Origin of the sequence: Neobacillus sp. 114, assembly GCF_030127045.1 — a bacterium.
In the GTDB taxonomy this organism is placed as follows: Bacteria; Bacillota; Bacilli; order Bacillales; family Cytobacillaceae; genus Neobacillus; species Neobacillus rhizophilus.
Map to the genome: position 1 here is coordinate 694153 of NZ_CP126144.1, position 13129 is coordinate 707281.

At 40.1% G+C, this 13129-nt stretch carries 10 protein-coding genes; 6 read left to right on the forward strand and 4 right to left on the reverse strand.

Features of this window, described 5'->3' with window-relative positions; genetic code table 11:
* The first annotated feature begins 19 nt into the window (after nt 1–19).
* The 5 genes from QNN06_RS03330 to QNN06_RS03350 all read left to right on the forward strand — a co-directional run bounded on the left by QNN06_RS03330 (nt 20) and on the right by QNN06_RS03350 (nt 5204).
* Entirely contained in the window at nt 20–541 is a 522-nt protein-coding gene (locus QNN06_RS03330; protein WP_284036971.1) for a cupin domain-containing protein, read from the forward strand.
* A gap of 204 nt (nt 542–745) precedes the next feature.
* Nucleotides 746–1753, forward strand: coding sequence for a DUF3231 family protein (locus tag QNN06_RS03335; protein WP_284036972.1), 1008 nt, complete (start codon nt 746–748; stop codon nt 1751–1753).
* Nucleotides 1754–2300: 547 nt separating this feature from the next.
* The gene (locus QNN06_RS03340) at nt 2301–2645 is read left to right on the forward strand and encodes a TIGR04076 family protein (protein ID WP_213118794.1); all 345 of its coding nucleotides are present in this window, start codon (nt 2301–2303) and stop codon (nt 2643–2645) included.
* Nucleotides 2645–3691, forward strand: a complete 1047-nt coding sequence (locus QNN06_RS03345) for an aldo/keto reductase (RefSeq protein WP_217033215.1) — start codon at nt 2645–2647, stop codon at nt 3689–3691. Before QNN06_RS03340 ends, QNN06_RS03345 begins: the two co-directional genes overlap by 1 nt.
* Nucleotides 3692–3749: 58 nt before the next feature.
* A complete protein-coding gene (locus QNN06_RS03350) occupies nt 3750–5204 on the forward strand; it encodes a Na+/H+ antiporter NhaC family protein (protein WP_284036973.1) in 1455 nt (484 codons plus the stop codon).
* 139 nt (nt 5205–5343) lie between these two features.
* On the opposite strand, the gene QNN06_RS03355 is transcribed toward QNN06_RS03350, so the two are convergent.
* The 4 genes from QNN06_RS03355 to QNN06_RS03370 form a co-directional block, all read right to left on the reverse strand.
* Complete coding sequence (locus tag QNN06_RS03355; RefSeq protein ID WP_284036974.1) at nt 5344–7935, reverse strand: FtsX-like permease family protein; 2592 nt, start codon at nt 7933–7935, stop codon at nt 5344–5346.
* On the reverse strand, nt 7935–8615 hold the full coding sequence (locus QNN06_RS03360; protein ID WP_213118790.1) for an ABC transporter ATP-binding protein: 681 nt from the start codon (nt 8613–8615) through the stop codon (nt 7935–7937). The genes QNN06_RS03355 and QNN06_RS03360 overlap by 1 nt, the downstream gene beginning before the upstream one ends.
* Before the next feature lie 387 nt (nt 8616–9002).
* On the reverse strand, nt 9003–10007 hold the full coding sequence (locus QNN06_RS03365) for a sensor histidine kinase (RefSeq protein WP_284036975.1): 1005 nt from the start codon (nt 10005–10007) through the stop codon (nt 9003–9005).
* Between the two features lies 1 nt (nt 10008).
* Nucleotides 10009–10692 carry a response regulator transcription factor gene (locus tag QNN06_RS03370; RefSeq protein WP_284036976.1) on the reverse strand — a complete coding sequence of 228 codons (684 nt, stop codon included), beginning with the start codon at nt 10690–10692 and terminating at the stop codon, nt 10009–10011.
* Nucleotides 10693–11374: 682 nt separating this feature from the next.
* Here QNN06_RS03370 and QNN06_RS03375 point away from each other — a divergent pair.
* A complete protein-coding gene (locus QNN06_RS03375) occupies nt 11375–13102 on the forward strand; it encodes a metallophosphoesterase family protein (RefSeq protein ID WP_284036977.1) in 1728 nt (575 codons plus the stop codon).
* The last annotated feature ends 27 nt before the right edge of the window (nt 13103–13129 follow it).

The following is a 13129-nucleotide window of genomic DNA, read 5'->3' on the forward strand; positions in this document are numbered from 1 at the left end:
TATGAAGGGATTGAATTTAATGTACTATAGCCCTTGGATGTATTCATATCCAAATCCATATCAACCTAATGCCCCAATATATAATAATTATACAGGACATCCTAATTACTGGAATATGCATGATCACGCAAGAAATCAGGCAAAAGATTATGGACGGAAACCTTTTGTAGTCAATATTAATGAGGCTGCGAGGCAGAACAATACCTATCGTACCGCTTTATGGACAGGGAATCATTTGCAAGTGACACTAATGAACATCAATGTTGGTGAAGACATTGGTTTAGAAATTCACCCTCACGTTGACCAATTCTTACGGATTGAACAAGGTCAGGGTATTGTGCAAATGGGGAAGACAAGAGAGCGTTTAGACTTTGTTCAAAACGTTTATGATGATTTTGCGATTATGATCCCTGCAGGCACCTGGCATAATGTAACCAATACAGGTAATATCCCTTTAAAACTTTATTCTATATACGCTCCTCCACAACACCCCGCCGGAACAGTTCATGTAACTAAAGCTCAGGCTTTAGCTGCGGAATAATACAAACCCCGTCCACAGTAACTGTAGCAGTCCGTCCAATTTCTCAATTTACTACTGAGAAATTGGCTTTTTTTATTATTGTAATTTCCTTATCGTTGTAACTCCGCCCTTTCCTGCTCCGATTCCCATCTATAAAAAAGGGTGAACGAGGAGAATAATATTAAGTGATAGATTGGAAAAACTAATTGGAAAGGAGTGAATAAAATGAGTGATCCAAAAAACCATATGCCTCTTGCAGAATTAACCTCAAGCGAGGTATCTAACCTTTGGTCATCCTATTTAAAGAGCAGTATGGAACTTAGACTTTTTGAATATTTTTATGCAAGTACTCAAAGTAACGAAACAAAACAAGTAATCGAAAAAATGTTAAATCAAACTGAAAATAGCATAAATGAACTCAAGGAGATTTTTATCAAAGATAATCTCACTATTCCTCTTGGTTTTACGGATGAAGACGTAAGGGTTGGCGTACCCAAGGTATTTTCCGATACATTTATTTTATTTTTTTGTTTTGATCTTACATACCTAGCGATGAGTACATATCCAATTGCATTATCAGATTGCACTAGAAACGATGTCCGAGAACATTTCCAAAAAAACATTGCCTTTTTTGTAAAAATCCAGAATGAACTTTTAGACTTGATGTTATCACAAGGAGTATATTTGAGCCCTCCACAAGTAGCAATCGATAACGAGGTAGAAATAGCTGATTCTATGATATATCTTAATGGGTTTTTTGGTGGATCTAGACCTTTAAATGCTCCTGAAATTGCAAATCTATCCAGAATTGTTCATCGAGCACAGTTTTCAAAAATGGTATTTGTCACGTTTAGTAAATTAGCGAAAACAAAAGACTTAAAACAACATTTTAGTAAAGGCAGAGATGGACTCCAAAAAGTGTTAGATTCACTTCAAGAAATTCTTGAAAAAGAAAATATTCCAATATCAGCATCAGGGGACTATAAAATTTCCGATGTAGAGATGCCTCCATTTTCCGATAAGTTAATGTTGTTTTTTACGAATACATGTCTGGGAATATTCTGTTTTGCCATGATAAGTCAGGCTATGACTTCCAGTTTAAGAACGGATATTGTTTCTAAATTGGATAAAATATCTGAGGATATGAAGAAGTATTATGGTCAAGGTCTACTTTTAGCAATAAAAGAAAAATGGTTTGAACAACCTCCTCAAGTAGTAAATAGAAAAGTCTAGTTAATAGGTTACTTTAGCTAAACTGGCATAACATGAATGTTTGATGGGGATTTTTAACAACAGGCGCAATTCTGGAGCAAGAATTACGCCTGTTTAATGCAGCTATAAATTTTAAAAACAGATCCGTTTGCTTTCTCCACTTCATTAACCGGCTTTTCGATAAAGTTATCTCAAAATTAAAACTATTATTGACAATTGAAAACTAGGATGCTAACATTTCTATAAACCTAAGATGAGGGAGTAAAACTGTTAAACGGTCTCTCAGCGAATCCGGGATGGTGGAAGCCGGACAGATGCAGTCACAGCAAATGGGCCTCAGAGGGCGAAGTGAACGAGATTTTTTTAGTAGCTTAGACGCAGGAGCCAGCGTTACAGGGCTAAGGGTGTGAGAGCACTCTACAAAGTGGGTATGTATGATACATATCAAACAAGGTGGTACCGCAGGTTAACACTTGTCCTTGAATTATTATTTAATAATTTAAGGACAGGTGTTTTTTATTTTTTTAAGAACTTATACAGCCGCAAGTGTTGAAAGGAGCAGGTGCCAATGGATGATAAATTTACGCTATTTAACTTAAAAGTAGAGGTTGTCGGTACTGATCAACCAATGGTATGCAGGCATAAGGAAGGTGACTATTTCTTAGTGATTGGGGAAGACCTAATCTTCCCAGAAACGAATTCATTTTCCATGTATGCTTTAAGCGCTATTTTGCCATTACTGCCGGCAAAGCAGCGGCCATTACACGCGAATGACTGGATGTTGTCTGATAGTTTAATAGCCTGTCCAGATCCAAACTGTGGGGCCAGATTTAAAATAACTCGCATCGGAACGAAAGAATTTAGTCATGCTGAATGCACAATAGAACCTATACATAAAGGAGATCAACCATAATGGCAGAACGATTCGAACTAGCAAAAGATTATACAATCAGCAGAGTGATCAACGGCTGTTGGCAGCTATCGGAAGGCCATAGCTTACAAACAAAATTAGATATGCAAGATGCCATGAAGGCCTTCCATATGCTTGCTGAAAGAGGATTTACGACATTTGATTGTGCAGATATCTATACGGGAACTGAAGAATTCCTTGGTGAATTTTTAACGGAACTAAAAGCTGGAAGCACCCTTTCACCGCATGATATTCAAATTCATACCAAGTACGTACCGGATATCAATTTGCTCAGTGAGGTCGATTACAACTACACAGAAAAAATAATTGACCGAAGCCTCCAACGTCAGAAACGAGAAGTCTTGGATCTTGTGCAGTTTCATTGGTGGGATTACGATGTGCCTGGCTTTGTTGAGACAGCGGGAGATCTGTTGAAACTGAAAGAAAAAGGAAAGATCCGTAATATTGCTGTTACGAACTTTGATACGAAGCATTTGAGCGAGCTTGTTGATGCTGGTATTCCTATTGTGTCATGTCAAAATCAATACTCGGTTTTTGACAGACGTCCAGAAAAAGAATTACTAGAGTATTGTAAAAGCAAAGGAATTTCCTTGCTGTGCTACGGTACATTATCAGGAGGGTTGTTAGCGGAAAAATGGATTGGCCAAACTACTATTCAACCTGAAACACGCTCACATGTTAAATATTTTCAGGTGATTGAGGATACCTTGGGTTGGGATGGCTATCAGGAATTATTGTTAATGCTGCAAAGAATCGCTAAAAAGTATTCTGTCAAGGCTTCTCAGATTGCTACAAAATATATATTAAGTCAACAAGGAGTCGGGGCATCTATTATTGGAGTGAGAAATAGCCGGCATGTGGAGTCCAATGCGCAAATATTTACGTTCGAACTGGATCACTCCGATATCGAAGAAATCAAACAATTCTTAGACCACTATCCAATCTTAGATGGTGAACCTTTTGAGTTAGAGCGTACGATTGGTTCAAAATATCGCAATATTATGAAGATGAATTTAAACGAAGAATAAGTGAGAGAGTATGTTTAGTCTAGAATAGAGAGTTTAGTAGAGGAGAGGGAGTTTAGATATGAATCAGAGACTTGAATTTAGAGGTGGATGGGGTACTGCGTTTATTCCAGTCGGGATTTTTCTATTTTTCTGCGTATTGTATTTTATCGTCTTTAAAGCGTTTGAAATGTACGCTCTCGCAATGGGCGCTTTCGTCGCACTGATGGTCGGTGCCATGTTTGTGAAAAAAGGTAACTACGATCGCTTCTGGGATTCAGTCTATGACGGCGTAAAGGAAGCCGTTCCGATTGCCATCCTGCTGTTTGTCATCGGGATGTTCTCGGAGTTGATCAAAAGCACGAACATTTCATCAGGTTTCGTATGGCTTGCCGACTTGCTGGGCGTGGATGGGGGATTATTCACGGCGTTTACCTTCTTAGCCGTTTGTGTCATTTCTACTGCCACTGGGTCATCCATAGGCACCATGTTTACCTGCTTCCCTATTTTCTACCCGGCAGGAGTATTGTTGGGAGGCGACCCTGCCGTTCTTGCCGGCGCAGTCGTCAGTGCTTCTATTTTTGGCGATAACCTAGCGCCAATATCAGATACCACCATCATCTCTGCAGGAACGCAAGCATACACAAAAAAAGAAGGTTTTGCTGATGTGGGCGGCTGTGTTGCCAGCCGGCTGAAGTATTCCTTAGTCGCAGGTTCTATCTCTTTTGTTCTGTTCTGGATCTTCGGGGGCGGCGGCACGGTAGGTGATGGCGCTTCGGAAATTCTTACGAAAAACATGAATCCGACCACACTGGTGATGCTGGTTCCGGTAGTCGTCATGTTAATTGCAGCCATCAAAACTCGCAATATCTATATAGCGATTACAATCGGTATCATTTTAGGGACGATAACAGGTCTAGCATTTAATCTCTTAACTTTCGACAATGTGATATCTGTTAAGGATGGGGCCCCAAGAGGATTCCTAACGGGCGGGATCAGCAGCATGATGGCAACCGTCACGTTGGTTATTTCGGTCTACGGCATTATGGGTGTCCTTAACGGTGCGGGAGTGCTTGAAAAAGTCACCAACGGCATCCTTAACAGTAAAATGGGCAAGACGGCTCGCGGTGCTGAGATCGCTATGATGTTGGGTATTTCATTTACAACTTTGATCTTCGGTGGTGTGACCAGTGCATCGATGACGACGTTTGGAAAAGTACAGAATGAGATTGGCAAACGTGTTGGTCTGCATCCATACCGTCGTGCCTACCTGCTGGATGGTTTTGCGAACGCGATTGTGCTAGTTATTCCTTTTTTAAGTGTGTTTGTATTCATCGGTGCATTGCTTTCAAAAGGGTATGATTTTGTTGCGCCGCTATCACTAACACAAGTCAGCAGCGGCATGATCTATTGCATAGTCCTGTTCTTAGTTCTACTGTCCTCTGTATTAACGGGATGGGGCCGGGAATATGAAGGGCATGGTGGGAAAGTGGTAAGAAATTCTCAAGAAAATACAAACCAAAGTGCGTCAATGTAGAGGGTGAAACCCAACATCGCACAATGTGGTAATAAAAAAGAGGGCGGCTCATTTCTTCAAAAAAGTATAAGTGGACTTCCACACCTTTCCTTTCATAAAATATAAACACGCGATTAGCAGAGCTAACCGCGTGTTTTTCTTAAATATTTTCCTGTTTCAAGCCATCGATAATGTTTTCTTTTCTTATCTTGGAGATCGAATACAGCATGGCAGACCCGACAATCAAGAAAATGACGACGATCACAAATAGGATATTCATCCACGGCAGGCTAAACCCATATTCAAAGGTGTTGCCGAGGGAGCGATGTATCCCAAACATGATAAGTACACTAAGGGGCAGTCCATAGGACAAGGCCTTCACCCCATAAAAGATACTCTCATAATGAATCATCTTATTAAATCCTTTCGGTGTCATGCCAACGGAACGCAGCATTGCAAATTCACGTTTCCGAAGCGAAATGCTTGTTGAGATGGTGTTGAAGATATTAGCAATCGAGATGAAGGAAATCAGGGTGATGAACCCATAGGTAAAGACCGACATAAGCATAATCATTTGTTCATCCTGCTGGCGCCGCTGATATACATTGTATACATGGATGCTTGTATTGTTCATGTCTTCAATGGCTGCTTGTGTAGCCATTGGGTCAGAACTATTTAAATATACATAGGAGTACACTTGCTTAGGGTCAATACCTAATTGCTCTATTGTTGTTTCAGGAACAACCAGATTAACACCGCCTAGTGAAGCCGAATGGACGCCCACAGGGACTTGGTCTGTTAGGGCACCAATTTCAACAGTGCTCACAAACTCCCGTTTTGGTTGCTCTTCTTCTTCAGAATCCCCAGGTGGGAGGGCCAATAAGTCAATCTTACTGCCAACTTTTGACTCAATCGAGTTTGTTTCGATATATTTCCCGGTTGCCGGGTCCTGGTAAGAAATTTGGTCAACGACAATCGCAGTTGGCGTGTCTTGTCGTGTAAAATCCCCAGCACTCACACCGATACTTTCCGCATATTCATTAAAACTTTCTTGATCTAAACCATTTAGTACAACATAATAAGGGTATTTTCCATCCTCAAGAGCTGCATCGTTCTCTTGGATTTGTTTTTTCAATAGTGCTGGAAGGTCTTCCGTTTTAATCAGTGTTTCAACTTGCGCTACCTCCATGATGGTGGATTTCGTAACGTAATCGAGCTTCGTAAACGATGCTAACTCTTCCTTCTCTAATACACTGCCGGAAAGTTGAATATCGTACTTTAGCTCATCTTGCGTCATTTCCAATGATTTTTTCAGGTTGTCGGTGAAATAACTCACCGATAAAAATAGGACAATACTAATCACTAACGAAAACACGGTGGCCAAGTATCGCTTTTTATTGCGTTTGACATTCTTTAATCCGATTTCGGCCTCCAGCCCGAAGATTTTTCGGACAAGCTTTGATGTTTTCACCGTTTTCCCCGAAAGCTTAATATCCTGAGTTTGGCGGATCGCGTCAATAGCCGAAATCTTGGAGGCTTTCTGCGCAGGGATATAGGTTGAAATAAAGATCGTCAGAATCGAAATGCCACAGGCAATAAGAATCGAAGCCGGCGTGACCACTAACTCCAGCTTTTCAGAAACATTGAGTGCATCGTGGATAAAGGTATTGATAAACACAAAAGTGACTCCAATCCCCACGAGACCGGCAAGAATCCCAATCGGGATACTGATGGCACCAATCACCGCTCCTTCAAAAAAGACCGAATTCCGTTTCTGCTTTTTCGTGGCTCCAACGCTTGAGAGCATGCCTAAATGTCTGGCACGCTCGGAAACACTAATTCCGAACGCATTATAAATCAGGGCCACGGAGCCAATAATAATCACGCCCATAATGATGCCGGATAGTGAAAACAGCGTCATCCGCAAGGAATCATTATTCGTGACTCCATAGTAGCGGAGCAACTCACTATTAAAATTCACCTTTTTAATTCCATGCTTTTTGGCTAAAGTTTTTGCATGGTCAAAAAGGGAACCTTTTACTTTCGTCAATACAACATTGGCGTCAACAGACTGATTTTTACTTAACGACGTTTCGTCCACATAGCCAATGACCGTGTAACCTGGTGACCAAGCCGGTTCCCAGGAAGGGGGAGTAATTGTTCCAACAATGGTTAATTCTCTGGTTTGGGTGGGTTTCAGTTCTTCGAGTACCTTGTCACCATCCCGTTGGAGGGGGTCTTTTTGAGCTAGCGTGGTTCCTTCTAATTTATGAAATCGCTCCCCAATGTCAACCGTGAGTTTGTCCCCGATTTTGTAATTGACCTTGGCGTTGCTTCTGATTGCTTCTGAAATCGCAATCTCGTGTTCATTTTGAGGAAGTCTGCCTGCGCTGACCTTTATTGGGAATTGCTCCATGCCGATCTTATTATAGTTTTTAAAAAATAAATACGGTTTGTATTCATTGTGTGATTCTTCTAGGGCTGCATAGCCGGTGCTAGAAAGGGCAACGGTTTTGGTGTCACTGTCTTTTTCAATTTCTTTTAATTGGTTTAAACTGACGTCCTTATATTGAACATGCCACTCGCCATTTTGGGCAATTTCCTGCCGAATCAATAAGTCTAAAAAAGAAAACCCAAGTGTTGCCACTGCGGTGATCATCGCCACCGAAATAATAACGCCGATGACCGTCACGAGTGAGCGGCGTTTGTTCTCCTTTAAGTGCCTGATGGTCACTTTGTTGATAATATTCATTACCGGATCACCTCATCCTTGGCGACCTTGCCATCCTCAATCGAAATGATCCGGTCAGCTTGAAGGGCGATGCGCTCATCATGGGTGATGACAATCAAGGTTTGATTGTAGGTTTTATTAAACAGTTTGAGCAATTCCATGATTTCTTCACTATTTTTACTATCGAGATTTCCCGTCGGCTCGTCGGCAAGCATAATCGCTGGATTGCTGATGAGCGCTCGTCCAATCGAGACACGCTGCTGCTGGCCGCCTGAAAGCTGGTTGGGCAAGTGGGAGAGCCGGTCGTTCAAACCTAAAATGGTAACAATCTTGTTAAACTGATTAGAGTCCACTTTTTGTTCATCTAACAGCATGGGCAGCGTCATATTTTCCTCAACGGTCAAGATCGGAATTAAATTATAAAATTGATAAATCAAGCCAATCTGCCGTCGTCTAAAAATGGCCAGCTGTGTTTCATTCAAGTCATAAATATCAGTTTGATCAATGAGCACCTTTCCGCTCGTTGGCCGGTCAACACCGCCAAGCAAATGAAGCAGCGTCGATTTCCCCGAGCCAGATGGGCCGATAATGCAAACAAACTCCCCCTTTTTTACGGAAAAGGACACATCATCAAGCGCTTTAACGGCCGTTTCGCCTTTGCCATACACCTTTGATAGATTTTTAACTTCTACTATATTCATGAAAAAACCCCCATACCTTCATTGTCTGAGGTTAGTATATCGAGTCAGTATGACTTTAAAGTGACTCTTAAGTGACAATTTATTCACTTTGGGAGGGAAGGGGGGCCAGCAAAAGTAAGATAAGCGGAGATTTTCCGGTTAGCTACAAAATGAAGCTCGTTTCGGGGTATATAAGCGGATGTTTTCCGCTTATGCAAAGAAAAATCCCCTATTTTCAAGTTTTTCGAGCCAATAAGCGAAATTTCTCCGTCTATTTTGGCTATTTTTAATAATAAATACTGATTAAGCGAAATTTCTCCGCCTATTTATCAACTGCCAGATCCCTAAAAAAGAAAAAGACGTATGCCAATTCATACGTCATTAATAAGAAAGCGCCCGAGAACGATATTAAATCACCTGCTTGTAAAATTTCATCTGAAACGTGGTCCCAACGCCCTTGTTGCTTTTTACGACAATATCGCCTTGCTGACTTGTTACGATACTGTGCGCCATCGCAAGGCCAATCCCGACACTATCGTCACTCGCATTTTTGCCTTTGTAAAACCGTTTGAAAATGTAAGGGAGATCTTCCTTAGCAATTCCTTTCCCGTTGTCAGAAATCGTAATTTCAGTGAAAAGGGCATTTTCCGAAAAAGAAATGTTGATTTCGCCGCCTTCGGATGTGTGCTCAACACAGTTTTTAATGATATTAATAAGCGCTTCTGCAGTCCAGTTGAAATCACCGATAAAGCTTGCCTGCTCATCACTTGTGACGGATAAAGTCTGCATTTTTATATCCATTGGAATCAATAAAGGCTCGACTGCTTTTTGAACGAGGGGAGCAACCAAGACCTTTTCTTTTTTAAAAGAAATCGTTCCGGCATCGATTTTTGAAAGCTTTAATAAGGAGGAAACAAGCCATTCCATACGTTCCAGCTGAACTTGGAAATTCCGGGTGAATTCTGCCCGCTTGGTATCATCCAACCGTTTATCACATAACAAATCACCCATGACCATCATCGAAGTGAGAGGGGTTTTTAATTGGTGAGAGATGTCGGAAATCGCATTGGTCAATTTCGCTTTGTCCTCCTGTAAAACTGCCCTTTGTTCAGATAGCTTGGTGGTCACTTTATAAATTTGACTTTTTAATATGCTCAACTCACCTTCATAGTTATCACGGACGTCCAACTGAAAGTGGCCATTGCTGATTTGCTGCAGATATCCAGAAAGTTTATCGATTTCTTTATACCGCCATTTGGTGAAAATCAGCATACAGCTAATCAGTAAGACCGATACGGCGAGTACCAAAAATGCCGCGGGCACGGAAACGAAAATGGCTGTCAAACTAAAGCCTATCACACTAATCAACAGCAGAATGCCTAGGAGTATTTGAACTTCTCGATTGCGAAGCAACTCACTCACCGACCTTATAGCCCATGCCTCTTACTGTTTTAATCAGCGTTGGGTTCTGCGGATCGTCTTCTAACTTTTCTCGCAATCTCTTAATATAGACGGTCAAGGTGTTGTCATTGACAAAATCACCGGCAACATCCCAAATGCGGTCGAGCAGCTGGGCTCTGGTGAGGACCTGTCCAATGTGATTCGCGAAAATAAGAAAGAGTCGATATTCTAAGGCTGTCAACAGAATTTCTTTTCCCTGTTTATATACTTTTCCTTCTAAGGTGTTAATTTGAATAGACTCGATGTCAATGGTGTTTTTCGGCTGGGGCTGACGATGGTAACGGCGGAGGACCGTCTTCATTCTGGAAACTAGTTCACGGATTCGGAACGGTTTGGTAATATAATCATCCGCTCCTATATCCAGACCCATGACAACATTCACTTCATCATCATAAGCGGTTAAAAAGATGACCGGGATATCGCGATGTTTTTTCACGAGCTCACATAAGTCATAACCGCTCCCATCCGGTAAATTCAGGTCAAATAAACATAAATCGATTTCTTCGATGTGGTTCTGAATGATGTCTGTTGCGGAAGCGGCATTAGGACAAAGCACGGTTTCGAAGTCCTCTTGTTTTAAGGAAAACTCCAGTCCAGAAGCGATGGTGCGATCATCCTCGACTAATAAAATTTTCATACTGTCCATCCTAACATTATGGTTATTCTTTTATCTTATTGGAAGAGCGTGTTTCCGTCAAAAAAGCGGCATGTTCCAGGAGGCAGAGGATTAATGTTATGTGAACTTATTTACGGATATTACTTTTTAAAATATGGTAAGTAATTATTTAACTCCGTTGATTTCTCAGTATTCTGATATCAAAGATAAGGAAAAAATACCCAATTATGATCTTTCCGTTCGTCTGATACTAAATCGCTTACAGGCTCTCCGTTCGATCCGGTTAGATCTCCTATTGTTGAAGTAAAACTATCTAGGGATGCATCGGGAACCGGATTACCTAATGGATCTAATAAAGTGTTCTGATTTTCATTTCGTGCTATTAACGATAAAAATACAATAAATTACATGTTATTTACAGTAAATCAATATTTTTTCAGTATTATTAATTTGTGCAAGAGGAAAATTGTGTGAAAATGTTATATTTTGTTCCATTTGGAGGTGTGCATCAATTATCATTTTTTCCCCTATTAATGTGGGAAACACGACCGTTTCTAACTTAGAGAAAATTATAGTCCGTCTATAAGAAGATTTAAAGGTACTTTGTTTGATAAAGATGTACATTATTACGATTTAATACTCCATCATTAAGTACTCTGTTTCTTGAAATTGAACTAATCTATCATTTGAGAGGGGAAAACTAATGAAAAACGATAAACACCATGCAGGAGAAAAATCGTTACACGATAATCTTTTAAATAAGGCGATGGATCGACGGACCTTTTTGGAGGGGACAACTAAAGTTGCTGGAATGACTTTAGGATTAACTCTAGTAAACTCGCTAACAAGTTTATCTGTGAGTGCAGCGTCTAGCTCTTCTGTTTTTAATTCACTTGGCAATAAGCCAGATTTAGTTTTTCCGGTAATCAGTGATGTACATATTAATTATAATAGTAATGGCACTTTGGAAAAATTTGTTACTACTTTAGAACAGTTAAATAAAGTTGTTCCTAAGCAAGATGCTTTTGTGGTAGTTGGAGATTTAACGGATTATGGAATTGCCTCAGAATATGATAAGTTTATGTCTGCTTATAATGTGAGAAAACAGCCCCAAGCGGTTTCTATGTTTGCAATCGGAAACCATGACTATTGGAATGGCTTATCGGCAGCAAATGCTCAAAAACGATTCTGTGAAAAAACGGGGATGGAATCTATTTACTATCATAAGGTAATTAAAGGTTATCATTTTATTGTTCTTTATACTGAAGATGGTAACACAGAGGGTACCTTCTCAGTAAAACAAATTGAGTGGCTAGGAGAGCAGTTAAGGATAGCAAATGAGGATGATCCGAAAAAACCTATTTTTGTCTTCCACCATCAGCCAATTAAAGGGACCATCTATGGAAGCGAATGGGGCTTCAATCAAAATAGAGATCTTTTTTACGATACGTTGAAAGAATATCCACAAGTTATCTCTTTTTCTGGTCATACCCACTATCCGTTAGATGACCCTAGAATCATACACCAAAAAGATTTTACTTCTATTGGAACTTCAACGGGTGCCTATTTGTGGCTTGATAGCGGAAGAATCCAAGGAGAAGTGCCTGAAGATGCCGGCATCCTTAATCAAGCCTTGATTGTAGAGGTTCATAATAACAAAGTAATTATTAAACGCCGTGATATTCATAACGATGACTGGACAGGTGAACCATTTGAAATCAGCTATCCTGCTAATAAGCATAATTTTAAATACACAGAAGATAGAGACAAAAAGTCACCTTTCTTTACAAATGATGCGATGCTTTCCATTGTGAATGAAAAAACGACTGCTACCGGTTTAGCCATAATGTTTACTCAAGCTAAAGACAATCTTCTTGTACATGACTATAAAATAGTAGCTAGAAATGTTGAAACAAACGAAGTAGCGAAAGAATTTCTTGCTTTCTCAGAGTTCTATAAAGATCCTGTACCAAATCCATTAACATTGCCAATTGACGAATTGATGCCAAACACAACATATGAGATTGAAGTGCATGCTCTTGATGCATACGAAAATGTAAGTAATAACTCTTTAAAAGTATTAGGAAAAACGATGGACGGTGTAGTAGAAGACGTAACGATTAGCTTATCTAAAAATGTTTTAAATGGAGTAGAAGATACGGTTGAAGTTACGGTAAAAAATGCTAGAAATCCAAAAAGTGATTGGATCGGTTTATATGAAATAAATGACACACCGGGGCCAATCGCGTCAATATGGTGGATGTATACTCAAGTAACAGATGGAACCTTAAAATTTACTTACAATCCAAAGAATAATATATATCCAGGAAGATACAAGGAAGGTTCAACGTATAAATTGGTTTATTTCTATGGCAGCGGTTATGATGCTGTTGCATCAGCAACATTCACCGTTGGTAGTAAAGAAAACTAAAAAATGAACATCCTATAAGATTTGGCT